Origin of the sequence: Streptomyces gossypii, assembly GCF_025165795.1 — a bacterium.
GTDB lineage: Bacteria > Actinomycetota > Actinomycetes > Streptomycetales > Streptomycetaceae > Streptomyces > Streptomyces gossypii.
The window spans coordinates 14152-32430 of the sequence record NZ_JAJAGO010000024.1 but is presented as its reverse complement, the minus strand read 5'-3'; the positions used below and the strand labels follow the sequence as shown (position 1 = coordinate 32430).

21 protein-coding genes are annotated in these 18279 nt (G+C 71.0%); 12 read left to right on the top strand and 9 right to left on the bottom strand.

The window, feature by feature from the left end:
- The first annotated feature begins 24 nt into the window (after window positions 1–24).
- On the top strand, window positions 25–1032 hold the full coding sequence (locus LHJ74_RS33025) for a LacI family DNA-binding transcriptional regulator (protein WP_375546890.1): 1008 nt from the start codon (window positions 25–27) through the stop codon (window positions 1030–1032).
- On the opposite strand, the gene LHJ74_RS33020 is transcribed toward LHJ74_RS33025, so the two are convergent.
- From LHJ74_RS33020 to LHJ74_RS33010, 3 genes are all read right to left on the bottom strand, one after another.
- Window positions 1001–1474, bottom strand: a complete 474-nt coding sequence (locus tag LHJ74_RS33020) for a YybH family protein (protein ID WP_260222014.1) — start codon at window positions 1472–1474, stop codon at window positions 1001–1003. The two genes, LHJ74_RS33025 and LHJ74_RS33020, sit on opposite strands and share 32 nt — an antisense overlap.
- A gap of 85 nt (window positions 1475–1559) precedes the next feature.
- Window positions 1560–2372: an alpha/beta fold hydrolase gene (locus tag LHJ74_RS33015; protein WP_260222013.1), complete on the bottom strand. Its 813-nt coding sequence runs from the start codon at window positions 2370–2372 to the stop codon at window positions 1560–1562.
- Window positions 2373–2425: 53 nt separating this feature from the next.
- Window positions 2426–3733, bottom strand: a complete 1308-nt coding sequence (locus LHJ74_RS33010; protein ID WP_260222012.1) for an MFS transporter — start codon at window positions 3731–3733, stop codon at window positions 2426–2428.
- Window positions 3734–3800: 67 nt separating this feature from the next.
- Between LHJ74_RS33010 and LHJ74_RS33005 the strand changes: the two genes are divergently transcribed.
- Window positions 3801–4175 carry a MerR family transcriptional regulator gene (locus LHJ74_RS33005; protein WP_260222011.1) on the top strand — a complete coding sequence of 125 codons (375 nt, stop codon included), beginning with the start codon at window positions 3801–3803 and terminating at the stop codon, window positions 4173–4175.
- Between the two features lie 47 nt (window positions 4176–4222).
- Here LHJ74_RS33005 and LHJ74_RS33000 read toward each other — a convergent pair whose 3' ends face one another.
- The gene (locus LHJ74_RS33000) at window positions 4223–4441 is read right to left on the bottom strand and encodes a DUF397 domain-containing protein (protein ID WP_260222010.1); all 219 of its coding nucleotides are present in this window, start codon (window positions 4439–4441) and stop codon (window positions 4223–4225) included.
- Window positions 4414–5268: a helix-turn-helix domain-containing protein gene (locus LHJ74_RS32995; RefSeq protein ID WP_260222009.1), complete on the bottom strand. Its 855-nt coding sequence runs from the start codon at window positions 5266–5268 to the stop codon at window positions 4414–4416. The genes LHJ74_RS33000 and LHJ74_RS32995 overlap by 28 nt, the downstream gene beginning before the upstream one ends.
- 119 nt (window positions 5269–5387) lie before the next feature.
- On the opposite strand from LHJ74_RS32995, the gene LHJ74_RS32990 reads away from it, so the two are divergent.
- The 3 genes from LHJ74_RS32990 to LHJ74_RS32980 all read left to right on the top strand — a co-directional run bounded on the left by LHJ74_RS32990 (window position 5388) and on the right by LHJ74_RS32980 (window position 7126).
- A complete protein-coding gene (locus LHJ74_RS32990; RefSeq protein ID WP_260222008.1) occupies window positions 5388–5681 on the top strand; it encodes a hypothetical protein in 294 nt (97 codons plus the stop codon).
- 412 nt (window positions 5682–6093) lie between these two features.
- Entirely contained in the window at window positions 6094–6750 is a 657-nt protein-coding gene (locus tag LHJ74_RS32985) for a DUF433 domain-containing protein (protein ID WP_260222007.1), read from the top strand.
- Complete coding sequence (locus LHJ74_RS32980) at window positions 6713–7126, top strand: PIN-like domain-containing protein (protein ID WP_311203377.1); 414 nt, start codon at window positions 6713–6715, stop codon at window positions 7124–7126. Before LHJ74_RS32985 ends, LHJ74_RS32980 begins: the two co-directional genes overlap by 38 nt.
- Window positions 7127–7175: 49 nt before the next feature.
- Here LHJ74_RS32980 and LHJ74_RS32975 read toward each other — a convergent pair whose 3' ends face one another.
- Window positions 7176–7745 (bottom strand): GrpB family protein, encoded by a 570-nt coding sequence (locus tag LHJ74_RS32975; RefSeq protein ID WP_260222005.1) that lies wholly within the window; start codon window positions 7743–7745, stop codon window positions 7176–7178.
- Between the two features lie 103 nt (window positions 7746–7848).
- On the opposite strand from LHJ74_RS32975, the gene LHJ74_RS32970 reads away from it, so the two are divergent.
- Entirely contained in the window at window positions 7849–8766 is a 918-nt protein-coding gene (locus LHJ74_RS32970; RefSeq protein ID WP_260222004.1) for an aminoglycoside phosphotransferase family protein, read from the top strand.
- 162 nt (window positions 8767–8928) lie between these two features.
- Window positions 8929–9651 (top strand): hypothetical protein, encoded by a 723-nt coding sequence (locus LHJ74_RS32965; RefSeq protein WP_260222003.1) that lies wholly within the window; start codon window positions 8929–8931, stop codon window positions 9649–9651.
- 73 nt (window positions 9652–9724) lie between these two features.
- Here LHJ74_RS32965 and LHJ74_RS32960 read toward each other — a convergent pair whose 3' ends face one another.
- Window positions 9725–10780 carry a phosphotransferase gene (locus tag LHJ74_RS32960; protein ID WP_260222002.1) on the bottom strand — a complete coding sequence of 352 codons (1056 nt, stop codon included), beginning with the start codon at window positions 10778–10780 and terminating at the stop codon, window positions 9725–9727.
- A gap of 241 nt (window positions 10781–11021) precedes the next feature.
- Between LHJ74_RS32960 and LHJ74_RS32955 the strand changes: the two genes are divergently transcribed.
- Both LHJ74_RS32955 and LHJ74_RS32950 read left to right on the top strand, forming a co-directional pair.
- Window positions 11022–13130 carry a PhoX family protein gene (locus LHJ74_RS32955; RefSeq protein ID WP_260222001.1) on the top strand — a complete coding sequence of 703 codons (2109 nt, stop codon included), beginning with the start codon at window positions 11022–11024 and terminating at the stop codon, window positions 13128–13130.
- Between the two features lie 205 nt (window positions 13131–13335).
- A complete protein-coding gene (locus LHJ74_RS32950) occupies window positions 13336–13848 on the top strand; it encodes an Asp23/Gls24 family envelope stress response protein (RefSeq protein WP_260222000.1) in 513 nt (170 codons plus the stop codon).
- Between the two features lie 105 nt (window positions 13849–13953).
- Here LHJ74_RS32950 and LHJ74_RS32945 read toward each other — a convergent pair whose 3' ends face one another.
- On the bottom strand, window positions 13954–14376 hold the full coding sequence (locus tag LHJ74_RS32945; protein ID WP_260221999.1) for an ATP-binding protein: 423 nt from the start codon (window positions 14374–14376) through the stop codon (window positions 13954–13956).
- A gap of 207 nt (window positions 14377–14583) precedes the next feature.
- Here LHJ74_RS32945 and cobF point away from each other — a divergent pair, with 207 nt between their 5' ends.
- Window positions 14584–15393: a precorrin-6A synthase (deacetylating) gene (cobF, locus tag LHJ74_RS32940; protein WP_260221998.1), complete on the top strand. Its 810-nt coding sequence runs from the start codon at window positions 14584–14586 to the stop codon at window positions 15391–15393.
- On the opposite strand, the gene LHJ74_RS32935 is transcribed toward cobF, so the two are convergent.
- Window positions 15314–16117: a cobalt-precorrin-6A reductase gene (locus LHJ74_RS32935; RefSeq protein ID WP_260222025.1), complete on the bottom strand. Its 804-nt coding sequence runs from the start codon at window positions 16115–16117 to the stop codon at window positions 15314–15316. The two genes, cobF and LHJ74_RS32935, sit on opposite strands and share 80 nt — an antisense overlap.
- A gap of 141 nt (window positions 16118–16258) precedes the next feature.
- On the opposite strand from LHJ74_RS32935, the gene LHJ74_RS32930 reads away from it, so the two are divergent.
- Both LHJ74_RS32930 and LHJ74_RS32925 read left to right on the top strand, forming a co-directional pair.
- The gene (locus LHJ74_RS32930) at window positions 16259–16906 is read left to right on the top strand and encodes a helix-turn-helix domain-containing protein (RefSeq protein ID WP_260221997.1); all 648 of its coding nucleotides are present in this window, start codon (window positions 16259–16261) and stop codon (window positions 16904–16906) included.
- Between the two features lie 111 nt (window positions 16907–17017).
- The gene (locus LHJ74_RS32925) at window positions 17018–18211 is read left to right on the top strand and encodes an NAD(P)/FAD-dependent oxidoreductase (RefSeq protein WP_260222024.1); all 1194 of its coding nucleotides are present in this window, start codon (window positions 17018–17020) and stop codon (window positions 18209–18211) included.
- The last annotated feature ends 68 nt before the right edge of the window (window positions 18212–18279 follow it).

Below are 18279 nucleotides of genomic sequence, written 5' to 3'. Positions count from 1 at the left end.
AGGCAACGCCCCACGCTCGAGGACGTGGCCCGCAGGGCAGGGGTGTCGAAGTCCACCGTCTCCCGTGTGATCAACGGTGAGCCGAAGGTGCGCGCGGCGGTTGCCGAACGGATCCGAGAAGCGGTGGCGGAGCTCGGCTACGTACCGAACCAGGCGGCCCGAAGACTGGTCACCCGCCGCAACAACGCAGTCGCGGTTGTGGTCACCGAACCGCAGAACCGGCTCTTCGTGGACCCCTACTTCAACTGCCATCTCCGCGGCATCCGGCAAGAACTCGTCCAGCAGGGAGCGCAGCCGGTGCTCCTTTTCATCGAGGAGCCGGACGACTATCCACGCGTGGGCAACTTCCTGGCCGGCGGCCACGTCGACGGCGCGCTGCTGTTCTCACTGCGCGCCGACGACCCGTTGCCGGGCATGGTCGACCAGATGGAGATGCCCGCCGTCTTCGGCGGTCGCCCAGCCCTGGGCGCCGGACACCGCAGCGATGTCTCCACCTACGTCACCGCCGACAACCGCGGTGGTGCGAGGGAAGCCGTTCGCCATCTCGTGTCGCTGGGACGTGGACACATCGCGACGATCACCGGGCCGCTCAGCCAGGTTTCCGCGATGGACCGCCTCGACGGCTACCGCGACGTGCTCCCGGGCACTTCACCCCAGTTGACCGCCGAGGGTGACTTCACGCTGCAGGGCGGGGCCGGGGCCATGGCCGTGCTCCTGGACCGGTGTCCCGATCTGGACGCGGTGTTCGTCGCCTCGGACCTCATGGCGTCCGGTGCCCTGCGGGTGCTGCGGAAGCGGGGGCGCCGCGTACCGGAGGATGTGGCCGTCGTCGGCTTCGACGACCTGGCGACGATCGCCGAGTCAACTGAGCCGCCGCTCACGACGGTGCACCAGGACATCGAGGGGATGGGAAGGCTGATGGCGCGGTTGCTGTTCGACCGGACGTCGGACAGACCGCCCCCCGGAGGCGGCACCCACACGCTGTCGTCCGTGGTCACCCCTACGCGTCTGGTGATGCGGAGGTCGGCCTGACCGGGGGTCGCGGCACCGAGCCCGCCAGCGGAGTCGTGTCGAGGTATCTGACCTCGTAGGCACGCTCCGCGAACTTCCAGCCGTCCGGGGTGCGCTGGTAGCGGTCGTGGTAGACGGAGTAGTTCAGGTGCGAGCTGCCGTCGCGCATGCGGCCGAACTCCGAGACGTATGCGCGACCCACCGCGGTGGCGCCCCCAAGCTGGATCGTGCCCGGGTGCACGGTCTGCACGAAATACTCCCAGACCCCCTGCAACCGCTCGATCCCTGCGCGGATCTCCTCCCGGCCGACGAACTTGACGCTGGCGTCGGGGATCCGCCATATGCCGTCCTGTGCGAACAGCGACGCGAAGCGGTCGTAGTCGCGCATCATGCCCGCATCGGTGAACTCACCGCGCAGCGCCTCGATTTCGAAGCGGTCGGCAATGGACGGAAGGTCACTCATCGGTGTACTCCCTCGTGGTGTCGTCTCCGTGGCGTCGTCCCAGCAGTACGACGACACAGCCCCCGGCAGTGTGAGGCCGCCTGCGTCACTGGCCGACGTCGTCCAGGAAGTCCGTCATCAGGGACAGCCACTGCTCCGGCTGCTCTACGAACGGCAGGTGACCCGAGGCCAGTTCGGCCCAGCGGGCGCCGGGGATGCCGTCGGCGAGCCGGCGGTGGTGGAAGGGCGTGGCCAGGTTGTCGTGGAGGGTGGAGATGACCAGGGTCGGTACGGCGACGCTGGACAGGCCGTCGCGGATGTCGACGCCGTCGATCAGCGCGAGGTGGTCCAGGGTGCCCGGCGGCACCGTCGCCGCCACCGCCTTCAGCGACGCGTCCAGCTCGGCCTGCCCGATCTCCTCCAGCGAGGGTGCGCCCGCGCCGATCAGGGTGACGAATTCCGCCAGGCCCTCGAAGTCCTCAGCCTCCAGGTAGTCGCGCCACATCTTCACCGCGAGCCGCATTCGGGCGTTCGGCGAAGCGAAGCTCGCCGTGAGGATGAGCGCGGTGACACGTTCCGGATGCCGGAGGGCGGCGCGTACGGCCAGCGGGCCGCCCATCGAGTACCCGGCCACCGCGAAGGTCTCCAGCCCCTCCTCGACGGCGGTGGCGACCAGTTCGTCCGCCAGCCCGTCCAGGGTCAGCGGCTCGTCGCGTCGCGGCGTACGGCCCGCGCCCGGGTAGTCGGGGCCGACGACGGTGCGGCCCGCGCTGAGGCCGTCGAGGATCGGGCCGAAGTTGGCGTCGATTCCGCCGCCCCCGCCGTGCGCGAGCAGCAGCCCCGGACCGCCGGACCCGCGCACGACGCGGCCGAGCGCGGAGGAGGGGAGCGTGGACGGGGGGAGTGCGGTGGTGGACATGGTGAGGTCTCCTTCAGAGGGGTTTTCCAGTGGATACCGACGCATCGGGTGCGTCAGCGGCTCAGTCGCGCGGGCTCAGGGGCCCTTCGTGCGCGTTGCGGGTCGTCGGCGCGGTCGTGCGGACCCGCCCGGTGGCGGTGCCGGTGGTGGTGCCGGTGGCGTAGGGCGGCCCGTGCGGCGGGCGGCAACGCGAGCAGCGCCACCAGCCCACCGATCCAGGGCAGCTGGCCCAGGCCCAGCCCGCCACCCGGCCCGTCGCCCAGCCCGAATCCGCCGCCGAGCGCCTCGCCGCCGAGCCCGGAACCGCCCGCGATTCCCAGGTTGAACGCCGACGCGACGACCGCCGTGACCAGCGTCGGCGCGCCGGGTGCCGCCGCCAGCGCCCGTTCCTGGAGCAGCGGTATCAGTGCACCCGCGATCATCCCGAGCACCAGCACGGTCACGGCTGCCGTCACCTGCGCGCGGCTCGTGAAGGTGAACAGCCCGAGCACCGAAGCCAGTCCGGCCAGCAGTACGCACAGCGCGCCCCAGGGCGCGCGGTCGGCCAGCCGTCCGCCGAGCACGTTGCCGCTCAGCGCGCCGAAACCGAAGACGGCGAGCAGCACGGTGGCCGCCGTCGGACCGAAGCCGCTCACCTCCCTCAGCAGCGGCACGACATAGGTGTAGACGGTGAACAGACCGGCCTGCGCCGCGATCACGATCACGAGCACCGTGGCCACCCGCCGGTCGAGCAGCGCACGCACCTCCGCACCCGCGCGCGGCACCGTCTTCGCGGCGGGCGCCCGTACGAGCACCGCCACGGCCGCCAGCGCCAGCGCGCTCAGCCCCGCGATGCTCCAGAACGTCGCGCGCCAGCCGTACTGTCCGCCGATCCAGGTGCCCAGCGGGGCGCCGAAGACGGTGGCCAGATTCCAGCCCGCCGCGACGACGGAGATAGCCCGGCCCCGATACGCGGCCGGCGACATCGAGACGGCGATCACCAGCGCCACCGCGAACGCGGTGCTGTGAGTCAGCGCGGTGACCATACGGGCGGCGACGAGCATCCCGAAGCCGCCCGCCAGCGCCGCCGTGGCGTTGCCCGCGACGAACAGTGCGACCAGGCCGAGCAGCGCCCGCTTGCGGTCGAACCGCAGCAGCAGCACGGTGACCAGCGGACCCGCGACGGTCACGGTCAGCGCATACCAGGTGACCAGCGAGCCCACGGCGGGCAGCGGCAGGTCCAGATCCGCCGACAGGTCCGGCAGCAGCCCGACCATCACCCATTCCGCGGTGCCCACCAGAAACACGCAGGTGGTGAGCGTTGCCAGTGCCAGGCCCTGACTGCGTTCCCTGCCCCGGTCCGCGCCCCGTTCCGATGTCATACCGGGACGCTAGAGTCTGACATCAGTGTCAGAGTCAAGTGAGCCGAGCAAGCGAGGTGCGGGGCGCATGCGCATGGGAGAGATGGTCCGGCGGACCGGAGTGAACGAGCGGCTGCTGCGCTACTACGAGCAGCAGGGCCTGCTGCACCCCACCCGTCAGCCCAGCGGCTACCGCACGTACGAGGACGCGGACGTCGCCGTCGTACGCCGCATCCGCAGCCTGCTCGCCGCCGGTCTGTCGACGGCCACGATCGCGCAGGTGCTGCCGTGCATACGGGAGGACGGCCCGCAGCTCGTGCCCACCTGCCCGGACCTGCTGGCCCAGCTCCGGCAGGAACGCGAGCGGATCAGCACCTCGATCAGCGAACTCCAGACCTCACGCGGCATGCTGGACACCGTCATCGACGCGGCACCCCCGGAGCTGGCTCAGGCCCTCGCCTGAGTCCGTGGCGGATTACGGCCACCAGATGGCCGTAATCCGCCACGGACTCAGTCCACGGCGCGGTCGCCGCGCAGCGCGGTGACGAAGGCTGACCAGGCGGGGGCGCGGAACACGAGGGCGGGGCCGTCCACTCGCTTGCTGTCCCGCACGGGCACGAGGCCGGTGACTCCGTCGGCGACCTCCAGGCAGTTGCCGCCTTGGCTGTCGCTGTAGCTGGACTTGCGCCATGTGGCGCCACTCAGTCGGGGTTCGGAGGCGGATGACATCCGTAGCGCTCCTTCATCGTCGTCTTGATCAGATCCCGACTGGGCTCGGGAGGAAGGGATTTGACCATCAGCTGGTCGTAAATCATTGAGAACCTTTTCACGTCCTCGGCGGACTCCACAATCTCACCGGTGCCCAACCCCATCAGGTACGCGACTCCTGGTCCATCAGCGAAGTCCAGCAGGGCCAGTGCACCGTCCAGGAGCCCGTGATGGCCAGCTTCAAGGGGGAGCACTTGAAGCTGGATGTGAGGACGCTCGGTCATCGCGAGCAAGTGAGCGAGCTGCTCACCCATGATTGCTGGCTCGTCGCCAAATGGGCGCAGCAGAATCGAAACGTCCAGCACCGCCCAGAAGTAGAGCGGGTCTGGTCCCTCCAGCAGCTTGTGTCGGCTGGTTCTCGCCTCGACCTGACGGTTCAGTTCGGATTCCGAGATGCCTGGTTGTCCGGAGAGGAACAAGGTACGTGCGTACGCAGGCGTCTGGAGGAGTCCAGGAACCAACTGCGGCGCGAAGTGCCGCATGCGACTCGCTCGCTTCTCCAAGTCAATGTACGGCCGTACCCAGGCCGGATAGCCCACCCGATGCATGTGGTGCCAAGCCACGTTGATCTCGTCGTCCGCGCCCAGTACGCGGTCCAGGTCCTCGGCCAGGGCCTCGTTCGGAGGGTCCGTGGCCAGTTCGATCTGGGCGATGCGGCTGGCCGACACGTACATCTGGTCGGCGAGGCCCTGCTGCGTCCATCCCCGCGCCTCCCGCAGCTTGCGGATCTTCGATCCGAGCGCGGCAGCCAGGGAGGCGCGGGGATCAAGTGACTTCGAACGGCCCATGCGTAGCCCTCACTGCTCTTCTTCAATTCCGAGAGTTAAAGGTGTCACCGCTGGTAAGCGTACGACTACGCGTGAATCCTCTGTGGCAGGACGGAAGAACTGCCGCAAGGAGATGCCGGATGGACAACAAGGCGTACGAGAGGCTGCGCCCGCACGTGGGCGCCCTCGTATGGGACGAGGCGCGGAAGTGTGTCGGCGTGCTGATGGCGGTCGGGGCGTTCCGCAGCCCGCAGGTACCCGCGGATGCCGCCAGCCCGCCGCCGCTCGCGTACATCCGGCCGCCCGCAGGCGGGTGCGAGTGGACGACCGAGCTGGAGGCGGTCAGCGTGCTCCCGCCGACGGAGGCCCTGCTCGCCAAGGTTCGCTGCAAGAACGAGCAGTCCACCGGCGACCAGTACGGGCGGCGAGGCTGACATGCGGTGCGCCTGGACGGCGTTCCTGCGATGGCTGCTCCCGGGACGGGGCACGCACCGCCACACCGGCACACCGTCCGCGCCCGAGCCAACGCCCCGCCGCCTGCCACCGCTCCCCGCGCACCGCAGCCCGTACGCACACGGGGCGGCCCACCCGCCCCCGCCTCTCGACGTGGACCACCTCCCCCTCATCCGCCCCTACCTCCTCGCCCACGAACACCGCCACCCCCGCCCCCGCCGCGCCCCACTGACCCTGCTCATCACCAGCCAGAATCCTGGCCTGACGGGGCTCCACCCATCCGGCCGACAGCTGACCCGCTGCCTCTTCGAACGATGCGTCGCTCCAGGGTGAGGTGCCAGGATGGGTATGGAAGGATGTTGCTCGTCGCGGTCGAAACGGGAGGAGTCCACCATGATCGACAGATTTTCGGATGGACTCCTCACGCCAGCGGAAACTTCCTCCTATCTGCAAATCCCCGACTCCACGCTGCACACGTGGCTGAAGGGACAGGCTGCTGGTGCACCACTCGTGCACTGGGTCGAGCCGTTGCGGTGGGGGCAACCCTCGGTGCCGTTCGTCGCGGTGGCCGAGGCGTACGTCCTGCGCTCGCTTCGGAGTATTGGCCTGCGCATGAGCGAGATCCGCGAAGCGGCAGCAGCGGTGCGGGACGCCTTCGAGACTCCCTATGGTCTGGTCTCCAAGCGGATCGCGACCGACGGTGTGGACATCTTCGTCGAGCATGGTTTCGGCGACCTCCGGAGGGCCCGGGACGGGCAGGCACCGATCCATGAGGTCGTTGCGGATTACCTCCGCTATCTGTCGTGGGACGCGGGCGACGACTTCCCCTCCAGCCTCCAACTGAGGCAGTACCCGGATGAAGTCCCCGTCGTGATCGACCCGAGGTTCGGGCATGGCCTGCCCGTTGTGGCTTCAAACCGGGTGCCGGTGAAGGCTGTCGCCGACCTCTGGGAGGCGGGGGAGACGGTCGAGGACATCGCGTACGAGTACGACATGGGCACTGATCAGGTGGTTGCGCTGTGCCAGGCCGTGGTGCGCCTTGCCGTATGAGTTCTTTCTCGACAGGAACCTCGGGCGCCATGTCGCCGAAGAGTTGAGGGCACGTGAGTGGACAGTCCACCGAATTGGCGAGGTGTTTCCGTCTGACGCGCAGGCCATTCCCGACGAGGAGTGGATCATCCACGGCCTCGACCAGGGCTGGGTCCCGCTGTCGAAGGACAGCCGGATCAAATCGCGTGACCACGAGATCCAGCCTGTGCGGGACCGAGGGGCAACGCTCTTCTACCTGGACAATCAGCAGTTGCCGACCATGGAGATGGTCGAGCGCCTCCACCGCTGCCGTACCTTGATCCACCAGGCCATTGCACGCGGTGGCCCTGCTGCATACGCCGTACGGGCCGACCGGATCGACCGCACGTGGCCGTGAGACCCGGCCATCGAGAGAGCGGTCCTGGCCGCTCCACCGAAGGGGCAGGTCAGGCGTACGGCCAGCCGGTGGCGGTGGCCCAGCGTTCGGCGGCGGTCATCAGGACGTCGGTCGCGGGGGCCTTGATCTGGCCGTTGTCCAGGAGGTCCGGGACGCTGCGGGCCAGGCGTAACTTGAAGGTGCCCCAGGCCAGGCGGGCCGTCTCGTCGGCGCGGAGGTAGTCGCGGAAGAGCAGGGCGTAGCGCGCGTTGGGGCTGGTGTCCTCGCGGAGGTGGACGTTGCACCGGCGGTCGCCGACCGGCGGGGCGAAGACCAGCTTGCGGCACTTCTGCCCGGAGGAGACCTCGGTCCGGTTCCACGGCTCGGGCCTGCACCGGAAGCCGATCGCGCCGAGCAGCGGCACCGCACGCCCCTCGTCGACGGAACGCACCCGCACCTGTACGTCGAGGCAGTCCTTGGCGGGCATGCCCGGCACCGAGGTGGAGCCCACATGGTCGATCCCGAGAGCGTGATCGCCCAGCGCCTCGCGCAGTTGCTCCGCCAGTCGCTCGAACTCCAGCGGCCACTGCGGCCGGTACTCGACGACGGTCACCGGGCTCACTTCATCGGGGAACGGCATGCCGCCGCACGCTACCGGCCGGGGCGCCGGTGCGAAATCCGGTGGACAGCAGGAGGTCGGGGCGGTGGGATGGGGCGTCGTCGTCCGCAGTGGGGAGAAACGCGTGTCAACCGGTGGTTCGGATGAGCTGGCGATCGACGCGGGGCTGGTGCGGCGGCTGTTGGCCGCGCAGTTTCCGCAGTGGGCCGAACTGCCTCTGAACGAGGTCCGGTTGTCCGGGATGGACAACGCGACGTTCCGGCTGGGCGAGGAGATGTCCGTCCGGCTGCCCCGCTTCCCGCGGTGGGTCGGGCAGGTGGCGCGGGAGCACCGATGGCTGCCGTGGCTCGCGCCGCAGTTGCCGCTCCCCGTCTCGGAGCCGCTCGGGAGGGGCGAGCCCGGCGAGGGCTATCCGTTCCCCTGGTCGGTCTACCGGTGGCTGGAGGGCGAGGCGGTGTCCGCCGACGGCCTTGCCGACCCCGTACGCACGGCGACGGAGCTGGCCGGGTTCGTGGCCGCCCTGCAGAGGATCGATCCCACGGGCGGGCCCGGCCCGGAGTGGAGCAACGCGTATCGGGGCGTGCCCATGGGCGACCCGCGCGACTCCCTGGCCACCGAAGCGCGGGTACGCCCCAAGATCGCGGAGCTTGAGGGGATGGTCGACACCGACGCGGTGACGGCCGTGTGGGAGGCGGCGCTCGCGGCGCCCGCCTGGGAGGACCAGCCGGTGTGGGTCCACGGGGACCTGGCGACCGGCAACCTGCTGGCCGTCGACGGCAGGCTGAGCGCCGTCATCGACTTCGGAACGCTGGCCGTGGGTGACCCGGCCGTCGATCTGCTGCCCGCGTGGAAGTTCCTGCCCGACGAGGCGCGGGGCGTCTTCCGCGAGGCGGTCGGCGTCGACGACGCGACCTGGGCGCGGGGGCGGGGCTGGGCACTGGCCGGATCGCTGCCCTCTCCGCACGACCCGTTCTTCCAGGGCGCCCCGGGACGGGTGGCCGCCGCCCTGGGCCACCTCGACGCGCTCATCGCGGACCTGTAGCCGGGGCGACCGGGCTGGTCGACGGTGAGCACGCCGGACGCGTAGCGGTTACTCCCCCTGCGGTAGGGGTCCGGTCGTCCCTCAGACGGATTATCTCCTATACCCCTCAGGGGCATAGTGGGCCTTACGTCAACAGCCGGACGCAACGCACAGGAGTACGAGATGCTGCTGATCGAGGTCTTCTTGCCCAAGGGCGCTTTGAGCGCCGCGGGGCAGCAGGCACTGGGCCGGAGGCTCATCGACACCCTCATGGTCGAGGACGACAGCCACGCCATGGAGATCCTCGACGCCCAGCGCCTGCTCACCCAGGTGCTCGTGCACGAGCCCGCCACCTGGGTCCTCGGGCAGCGGCCGTCGGCCGACCCCGCACAGCCGCCGCGCTATCTGGTGCGGGTGACTGTCCCGGCGTCCTGGCGTAAGGACATGAGCGGCCACGTCGTGGAGATCGTGACCGACGTTCTGGCCGAGACCGAGCGGCTCGCGGGCCGTGACCCCGAGCGGGTGCGGCGCGAACCGCACGCGGTGGTTCTGGTGGACGGCATCTCTGAGGGCGGCGTGGGAATCCATGGCCGGGCCATGAGCAGCATGGACCTCACGGAGCTCATCTCCCGGCCGTACCGCGACGGTGCCGCCGCCGACCACCCGGCACCGGACCCGGCGCAGGACCCGGCGCAGGGCGAGCCGCAGGACGAGCCGCAGGGCGAGCCGAAGGAGGGGGCCAGTGAAGGAGCGCGGGGCAGGCTGGTCGACCCCATCTGCGGCATGGGCGTGGACTTGGACGACTCCACGCTGACCCTGATCCATCAGGGGACGCTCTACGGCTTCTGCCATGGCCTGTGCCGACGGGCGTTCGCGGACGAGCACGGCCTGTCGCTCGGTACCTAGGGCCTCTCGCTTGGAGCTTGCCCAGCATGATCCAAACGGCAGGCCCCAGCCGTCCACCTTGCCTGCCGCGGCACTACGCCAGGCGGGACATGATCTCGGTGAGGCCCGCCCAGCCCTGGGCCATGTCCTGCGTGGGTACGTGGGGTGCGCGGAACCAGCCGAGATAGACGGTCAGGTCCTCCAGGTCCCAGCGGAGCCGGTAGAGCGCCAGCGCGGACGGGTCGGGCGTACGGCCGGTCGCGGCCTGGTAGCGGGCGAGGTCCTCCGACAGCGGGGCGATATGCCACAGGTCCCGTTCGGGCGCTGCCAGGCCCGCGGTGTCCCAGTCGGCCAGCAGGCACCGGTCGCCGCGCCACAGCAGGTTGCCCGGGTGGGGCTCACCGTGGGTGACGACCAGCTCCGCGCCGCTGCGGCTCAGCTCGGTGACCAGCCGGTCGAACTCGTCCAGCCGCTGCCGCAGCCCGGCGGCGTGCTTCGCCACCAGCGCGCGGGCGGGCTCGGCGTACGGGCCCTCGTCGCCGCCCTGCGCCGGGCTCTCCGCCACAGCCTTCGCTTCGCCCCGAGCCCCGGGCCCGCCGGGCTGCTCCTCCCACTCGCGCAGGGCCTCCTCCAGCATCAGCCGTGAGGTCAGCTCGGGGGAGAGGACCGGGGCCGACGCCGGTGGGGCCGTCGTGTGCAGGGTGGCCAGCAGGTCGATCAGCGGGGCGCGCTCCTCCGGGGCCAGCTGGTCGTCGAAGGAGCCGGGTGTGGCCTCCACATAGGGGAAGACGCTCAGGCCGTACCGTGCTCCGGGGCCGAGCGGGCGGACGGTCTCGCCGTCCACGGTGCGCAGGGGTGCCACCACGAAATCCAGTCCGGGGCGCCCGAACGCCTCCTCCCGCAGGGCCGCAGCGGTGTCCATGGCATGGCGCAGGCCCTGGAGGGCGGACTCGGGGGTGTCTCCGCAGTACTCCTTGTGCGCCAGATCCGCGACGGTGAGGAACCATTCCCGCCCCAGGGCGTCCATCGCCCGCCAGTGGTGGTCACCGAAGCCGACCGGTACGTACGTCAAGGTGACCGGCTCGATCTCCCATACGCGCAGCTCACGCCGCAGCTCGTGCTCGTCAAGATCCGGCGGCCGATCCTTCATGGGCCGACGCTACCCCCGAGGGCGGGGCTGCGCACCTCGGATTCCCGCCCCGCCCGGCCCAGCCGCGCCCGGCCATGCGATCAGTCGACGGAAATGACGGTTCCGCCCCTCTTTCGTGGCGGAAGCGTCGACCGATGAAGATCGGGCCTCGGTTCACCCGGACTTCATTCCGACGTCGCCCCCCGGCGGCGCTACGCCCATAGCGTCACGCTCGGCGTAGCTCGAACATCCGGAGGGACCCATGCGTAAACTCCTGCCGCTCATCGGCTCACACCCCGGCGGTAGATCCGCCCTCACCTGCCGTTACCGGTGTGGTGACGCCTGCTTCCACGAGGTACCGAACAAGAGCGACAACGAGTATGTCGGCGATGTGATCTCGGGGGCACTGTCGCGCCGTTCTGCGCTGGCCGCCGGTGCGGTGGCGACCGTCGTCGCGGCGACCGGGGCGACCGTGATCGGGCCGGGCGCCACGCCCGCCGCCGCACGGGGGCTCGGGGGAGGGCGCGGCAACGGGCACGGCAACGGGCATGGGCACGGAAACGGCCACAGCCACGGGCACGGTGCCGCGCGCGGGCTGCGGTTCGAGCCCGTCGAGCCGAACACCGAGGACCGCGTGGTGGTCCCCGAGGGCTACACGCAGGACGTGCTGGTCCGCTGGGGCGACCCCGTCCTCGCCGGGGCACCCGTCTTCGACGCGGACAAGCAGTCGGCGAAGGCGCAGGCCCTCCAGTTCGGTTACAACAACGACTATGTCGCGCTGCTCGACATCCCGGGCGACCGCCACGGCAAGCTGCTGGTGGCCAACCACGAGTACACGTCCGAGGAGATGATGTTCTCCGGTTACGACTCGGAGAACCCCAGCCGTGAGCAGGTCGAGATCGCCTGGGCGGCGCACGGCTTCACGGTGCTCGCCACCGAGGAGCACCGCCGGGGCGGGAAGCTGACGACCGTGCCGCGCCACCGGCTCAACCGCCGGATCACCGCGACGACGCCCTTCGAGCTGACGGGCCCGGCAGCGGGTGCCGAACTGCTGCGGACGAGCGCCGACCCCGAGGGCCGTACGGTCCTGGGCACGCTCAACAACTGCGCCGGCGGTACCACGCCGTGGGGCACGGTGCTCTCCGGCGAGGAGAACTTCAACCAGTACTTCGCCCACACCGACGCCGTCACCGACCCGGCCACCAAGGAGCGACTCGCCCGCTACGGCCTGTCGGGCGGGGCGTCCGAGCGCAAGTGGGAGCGGTACGACGAGCGCTTCGACGTGACGAAGGAGCCGAACGAGGTAAATCGTTTCGGCTGGATCGTCGAGATAGACCCGAACGACCCGGAGTCGACGCCGCGCAAGCGCACCGCGCTGGGCCGCTTCAAGCACGAGGGAGCCAACGTACGGCTGACGCGGGACGGCCGCGCCGTCGTCTACATGGGCGACGACGAGCGTTTCGACTACCTCTACAAGTTCATCTCCAAGGAGCGCATGCGGCGCGGCCACGGCCGCTGGGTGCGCGAGCACAACGCCAGGCTGCTGGACGAAGGCACCCTGTACGTCGCGAAGTTCAGCGGTGACAGCCCGGCAGGCCAGATCGACGGCGAGGGCGCGCTGCCCTCGGACGGCGAGTTCGACGGACGCGGCGAGTGGGTCAAGCTGGCCAGCGGCGACCGCAGTCACGTCGAGGGCATGACCGCCGAGGAGGTGTACATCTTCACCCGGCAGGCCGGTGACAAGGTGGGCGCCACCAAGATGGACCGGCCCGAGGACGTCGAGCCCAGCCCCCGCAGCGGCAAGGTCTATGTCGCGCTGACGAACAACACCAAGCGCGGCACGGACGGCGCGGCACCGGCCGACGAGGCCAACCCGCGCAACCAGAACAAGCACGGCCAGGTGCTGGAGTTGACGGAGCACTGGAACAACCCGGCCTCCACGCGCTTCGGTTGGCGGCTGTTCCTGGTCTGCGGTGACCCGGAGGACCCGGCGACCTACTTCGCGGGATTCCCCAAGGACAAGGTCAGCCCCATCTCCTGCCCGGACAACCTGGCGTTCGACGCGCACGGCAACCTGTGGATCTCCACGGACGGCAACGCGCTGGGGAGCAACGACGGGCTGTTCGGCGTCGCGGTGCGCGGGCGGCGCGAGGGTGAGGTCAAGCAGTTCCTCACGGTGCCGAAGGGTGCCGAGGTGTGCGGTCCGGTGATCGACGACGAGCGCGTACTGATCGCCGTCCAGCACCCGGGCGAGATCGACGGTGCCAGCGCGGACAACCCGCTGTCGCAGTGGCCCGACGGGCCGGGCAAGGCGGTGCGTCCGGCGGTCGTCACGGTGTGGCCGAAGGACGGGCGCCGGATCGGCGACTGACCTGTCGGTGACGGGGCGGGCGGCATGTCGGCGGATGTGCCGCCCGCACGCGCGTCATGGGCACGGACGTGCGGAGTGGAGATCTTGGGATTCCGGGTGACGGAGCCCGCGCCACGGTGTCCAATGACAGGACGCCCGTGTCGGGCAGTGCTGAGAAGCCGAAGAGATCACTCACGGACTCACGAGATCACTGAGGAGACTCCCCATGGCGACAGGTACAGCTTCTCCGGCCTCCCCCGGGGCCGCGAGCCCGAAGGTGCCGGGGAAGGAGGCCGGGGTGCAGGAGAACGCCGGTACGACTCTGCGGGTCGGGGGGACCGGGCCGGAGGAGCCCGCGGCCACGCGCGGCAGGACCTCCATCGCGGACGTCGTGGTGGTCAAGATCGCGGGCATGGCGGCCCGCGAGGTGCCCGGTGTGTACGACATGGGCGGCGGCCTCTCCCGCACGCTGGGTGCGGTACGGGAGCGGGTGCCCGGCGGGCGCCCGAACGTCGGCCGGGGGGTGAAGGTCGAGGTCGGCGAGCGGCAGACGGCGCTGGACCTCGACTTGGTCGTGGAGTACGGGGTGCCCATCACGGACGTGGCGCGGGATGTGCGGGAGAACGTCATCGCGGCGGTGGAGCGGATGACGGGGCTGGAGGTCGTCGAGGTGAACGTGGCGATCGGCGACGTGCACCTGCCCGATGACGAGGACGACCGCGAGCCGCGCGTGGAGTAGCGACCTCCCCCCCCGCGACAGGGGGCGGATCAGGGCGCCGGGAGCCCGCCTCCTGTCGCGGTCACGGCGCCAACGGGGCTCCGGGGCACGCCGGGTGGCGCCCCCTCAGGCCGTGGCGAGTACGGCCCTTATGGTCTTGCCGCCCGCTGCGTGCGGGGTGATGTCCAGTCGCTGGGCGAGGCAGCGCACCATGGCGATGCCCCGGCCGCCCTCCGCCTCGGCCGTCACGGCGCGCACGACGGGCGTGCCGGGGCCGTGGTCGTGGACCTCGATGGTGAGGGAGCCCGCCTCGCTGCTGAGCCGGAGGCGGCATCTGCCGTCGCCGTGCACGGTGGCGTTGGTGACGAGCTCGGAGACGACGAGCGCCGCGTCGTCCATGTGGAGCGCGGCCTCCGGGGACGTCCGGGAGCCTCCCAGGAAACCGGCTGTCAGCCGGCGGGCCCAGCGGGCGGAAACATCCTGCTGCGGCAGCGCGTACTCGACGCGTGCGGTGCGTCGGATGACGCGGTTGTTCGTCTGCACACTCACCACTCCCCCTCGTGAGCGACGGGTGCCCCGTACTCGGACCCGTACTCCTCAGGTCATTCCCCGTACGGCAAGGTCGAATCGGATCCGGCGGGAGTGTCAAGCCGGGCCGCCGGACCTGCGGCGATGCCGGGTGCGGTCACCACCGGAGGTGGCGGGGCCGGACACCCCTCCCGACCACCGCCCCTGCTGGTGCGGCACACTCGCGGGATGCGACACATCCTCCTCATCGGCATCGGCGCGGGCGATCCGGAGCAGCTGACTCTGCAGGCGGTCAAGGCTCTCGCCCGGGCCGACGTCTTCTTTTTGGTGGACAAGGGGCAGCGGAAGCAGGATCTGGCAGGGCTGCGCCAGCTCATCCTGGAGCGGCACGCGGAGCAGCCGTACCGGCAGGTGGAGGTGCGCGACCCGGAGCGCGACCGCGGTGCGGCCCCGGCGGCGTACGCCGGTGCGGTCGACGACTGGCGCCGCCGCCGCGCCGACCTGTACGAGACGGCGATGCGCGAGGAGTTGGCGCCGGACGGCTGCGGGGCGTTCCTGGTCTGGGGCGATCCCACGCTGTACGACAGCACGCTCGCCGCGCTGGAGGAGGTACGCGAGCGGGGCGGGGTGGAGTTCGACTGCGAGGTGATCCCGGGCATCAGCAGCGTCTCCGCGCTGGCGGCCGGGCACCGTACGGGGCTCAACCAGGTCGGGCGCCCGGTCCAGATCACCACCGGGCGGCGGCTGTCCGAGGGGTGGCCCGAGGGGGTGGACGACGTGGTGGTGATGCTGGACGCGCACCAGGCCTTCGCCGCCTACACCGGCACCGGCCTGTGGATCTACTGGGGTGCGTACATCGGGACGCCGGACGAGATCCTGCTCTCCGGACCGCTGGACGACGCGCTCGCGGCCCGGATCGCGGAGGTGCGTGCGCGGGCGCGGGCGGAGAAGGGGTGGATCATGGACACGTATCTGCTGCGCCGTGACCGCCGTGACCGCCGTGAAGACGGCGCGCCCCCAGCAGACCGAGTTCTCTGAGCCGTTCCCCCGCGCTCGCCACCCCCGGCACCGCGGCGACGCCCTCCGGCAGCGGCGGCCTGACGACGATGACCACCGGCAAACCCGCCTCCCGTGCCGCCGTCAGTTTCGCGGCAGTTGCCGTGCCGCCGCTGTCCTTGGTGACCACGATGTCGATGGAGTGCTCGCGCAGCAGGGCCCGTTCGCCGTCGAGGTGGTACGGGCCGCGGTCCGCCAGCAGCCGGGCGTGCGGCGGGAGCGGCGGCTCGGGAGGGTCCACCGAGCGGATCAGGAACCAGAGTTGGTCCAGCCCGGCGAACGCGGCCACCCCCTGACGCCCGGTGGTCAGCAGCACCCGCCGCCCCAGCCCGTGCAGCAGTCCGGCCGCCTCCGGGAGCGAGGCGGCGGTCAGCCAGCGGTCGCCGGGCCCCGCCGTCCAGCCAGGTCGGCGTATGACGAGCAGCGGGGTCCCGGTGGCGGCGCAGGCCTGTGCGGCGTTGCGGGTGATGGCTGCGGCGAAGGGGTGGGTGGCGTCGATGACGGCCGTCACCCGGTGCGCGGTCAGCCAGCGGGCGAGCCCTTCGGGCCCGCCGAAGCCGCCGCTGCGTACGGTGCCCGTGACGGGGCCGGGGCGGGCCACCCGGCCCGCGACTGAGCTGGTGACGCGCACGCCGGGCTCCTCGGCGAGCAGTGCGGCGAGGCGCCGTCCCTCGGTGGTGCCGCCGAGCACCAGCAGATGCCGCATGGTGGACGGTGCCCCTCTCTTCGGTGGTCGGCTCACGCGCCGCCCTCATGGTCGCACCCGCCCCTCGAAAGCCTCCGAGCTGCGCGTTCGTCCGTGCACAACCGCGTCCGGGTAGCCTCCCCACGGAAGAGAGGGGGCCTGGTGGCTCAGGAAAAGGCCGGTCGGATCCTGGCGACGAACCTGCGGATGCTGCGGGAGCGGGCCGGGATCACGCTGTCGGAACTGGCGCGCCGGTCCGGTATCGCCAAGGGCACGCTCTCCCAGCTGGAGTCGCGGCCCGGGAACCCAACTATCGAGACAGTGTTCAGTCTGTCGAACGCACTGGGGGTCCCGGTGTCTTCGCTCCTCACCGAGCAGTCCGACCCGGACGTGCTGCTGGTGCGCTCCAGCGGGCTGGAGGTGCTCAGCAGCAACGCGGTCGATCTGCGGATGCTGCGCCGGATGGACGTGACCGACCGGGTGCTGGAGCTGTACGACCAGCGGGTGCGTCCGGGGGAGACCCAGCATTCTGAGGGGCATCCGGGCCGGGAGCATGTGGTGGTCATATCCGGGCTGCTCAGAGTGGGTCCGCCGGAGGCTCCGTACGAGTTGGAGCCGGGCGACTACGTCTGCTTCGCGGCGCAGAAGCCGCATATCTACGAGACCGTCGAGGGGCCCGTGGCCTCCGTGCTGATGCTCGAATACCCCGCCGACGCGGGCCCGGAGGCGCCCGCCGGAAGCTGTGCCGTGCCCAACGCGGTGGCGAACACGGCGGCGAAAGGTGAGTCCGGGAGGAAACTGGGGGGTTGACGCTGCCCGGGGTGGTCCATAGTCTCGCAGCGTTCATTTAAATGAACGGAGGTGAGATCAATGGTGACTCCGACTTCTTCCCCGACGCCTGCCCCGCACGCGTCCGACCGCATGACCCCCGCCCCTGATGTCGTGGTGGCCGGTGCCGGTGTGATCGGCGCGGCCTGTGCCGAGGCGCTGAGCGCGGCGGGCCTGCGGGTGTGCGTGCTGGACCGCGGCGCGCCCGCCAGCGGAACCACGGCGTCCGGTGAGGGCAACGTGCTGGTCTCCGACAAGGGCCCCGGCCCCGAACTGGCACTTGCCCAGGCCTCACGCCGCCGCTGGCCGGAGCTGCTCGCCTCGCTGCGCGAGGAACTGGGCCCGGCGGGAGCCGAAGCGGAATGGGACGCGAAGGGCGGCCTGGTCGTCGCCACCACCGAGGAGGCCGTCACCCCGCTGACCGCCTTCGCGGCAGCGCAGCGCGGCGCCGGAGTCCGGGCGGACGAGATCGGCGCCGACCGGGCAGCCGAGCTGGAACCGCAGCTCACCAAGGGACTCACCGCCGCCGTCCACTATCCGGAGGACGCCCAGCTCCAGCCGGTACTGGCCGCGACCACACTGCTCGCCGCCGTCCGCGCACGGGGCGGCGAGGTGCGTTCGGGTGTGACCGCCCTGGGGGTGACCACCCACGCGTCGGGCGCCGTCAGCGGCATCCGTACGAGCGGCGGGATCATCCCCTGCGGCGCCGTGGTGAACGCCTGCGGGCCCTGGGCCGGGCACTTCGCGGCCTCGGCGGGCGTACCGCTGGCCGTACTGCCCCGGCGCGGCATGGTGCTGGTAACCGGCCCGCTGCCGGACGGCACCGTGCGGCACAAGGTGTACGACGCGGATTACGTCGGCGCGGTCGCCAGCGGCGACGCCGACCTGCAGACCTCGACCGTCGTCGAGTCGACGCGGGCGGGCACCGTGCTCATCGGCTCCAGCCGGGAGCGGGTCGGCTTCGACGACTCCGTGCGCGTCGACGTCCTGCGGGAGCTGGCGCGCAAGGCGCTCGGACTGTTCCCGGTGCTGGCACAGGTGCCGGTCATGCGGGCGTACGGCGGCTTCCGCGCGTACGCGCCGGACCATCTGCCGATCATCGGCGAGGACCCGAGGCTGCCCGGCATGTGGCACGCGACCGGGCACGAAGGCGCCGGTATCGGCCTGGCGGCTGCCACCGGGCAGCTGCTCACCGAACTGTGGACCGGCAGGCAGCCGGTGGTGGACCCGGCACCCTTCCGGGTGGACCGCCCCGCCGTCACCGAGGAAGGCAGGGCAGCGGCATGAGCCGTACGAGCGACCCGAGTGGCGTGAGCGACCCGAGTGGCGTGAGCGATCGGAGCGGCGTGAGGGGC

Excerpts from the sequence above, each read along its gene's own strand:
- LHJ74_RS33020 (WP_260222014.1), bottom strand. The coding sequence starts at position 1,474 with ATGAGTGACCTTCCGTCCATTGCCGACCGCTTCGAAATCGAGGCGCTG.
- LHJ74_RS33015 (WP_260222013.1), bottom strand. The coding sequence starts at position 2,372 with ATGTCCACCACCGCACTCCCCCCGTCCACGCTCCCCTCCTCCGCGCTC.
- LHJ74_RS33010 (WP_260222012.1), bottom strand. The coding sequence starts at position 3,733 with ATGACATCGGAACGGGGCGCGGACCGGGGCAGGGAACGCAGTCAGGGC.
- LHJ74_RS33005 (WP_260222011.1), top strand. The coding sequence starts at position 3,801 with ATGCGCATGGGAGAGATGGTCCGGCGGACCGGAGTGAACGAGCGGCTG.
- LHJ74_RS33000 (WP_260222010.1), bottom strand. The coding sequence starts at position 4,441 with ATGTCATCCGCCTCCGAACCCCGACTGAGTGGCGCCACATGGCGCAAG.
- LHJ74_RS32995 (WP_260222009.1), bottom strand. The coding sequence starts at position 5,268 with ATGGGCCGTTCGAAGTCACTTGATCCCCGCGCCTCCCTGGCTGCCGCG.
- LHJ74_RS32990 (WP_260222008.1), top strand. The coding sequence starts at position 5,388 with ATGGACAACAAGGCGTACGAGAGGCTGCGCCCGCACGTGGGCGCCCTC.
- LHJ74_RS32985 (WP_260222007.1), top strand. The coding sequence starts at position 6,094 with ATGATCGACAGATTTTCGGATGGACTCCTCACGCCAGCGGAAACTTCC.
- LHJ74_RS32975 (WP_260222005.1), bottom strand. The coding sequence starts at position 7,745 with ATGCCGTTCCCCGATGAAGTGAGCCCGGTGACCGTCGTCGAGTACCGG.
- LHJ74_RS32965 (WP_260222003.1), top strand. The coding sequence starts at position 8,929 with ATGCTGCTGATCGAGGTCTTCTTGCCCAAGGGCGCTTTGAGCGCCGCG.
- LHJ74_RS32960 (WP_260222002.1), bottom strand. The coding sequence starts at position 10,780 with ATGAAGGATCGGCCGCCGGATCTTGACGAGCACGAGCTGCGGCGTGAG.
- LHJ74_RS32955 (WP_260222001.1), top strand. The coding sequence starts at position 11,022 with ATGCGTAAACTCCTGCCGCTCATCGGCTCACACCCCGGCGGTAGATCC.
- LHJ74_RS32950 (WP_260222000.1), top strand. The coding sequence starts at position 13,336 with ATGGCGACAGGTACAGCTTCTCCGGCCTCCCCCGGGGCCGCGAGCCCG.
- cobF (WP_260221998.1), top strand. The coding sequence starts at position 14,584 with ATGCGACACATCCTCCTCATCGGCATCGGCGCGGGCGATCCGGAGCAG.
- LHJ74_RS32935 (WP_260222025.1), bottom strand. The coding sequence starts at position 16,117 with ATGCGGCATCTGCTGGTGCTCGGCGGCACCACCGAGGGACGGCGCCTC.
- LHJ74_RS32925 (WP_260222024.1), top strand. The coding sequence starts at position 17,018 with ATGACCCCCGCCCCTGATGTCGTGGTGGCCGGTGCCGGTGTGATCGGC.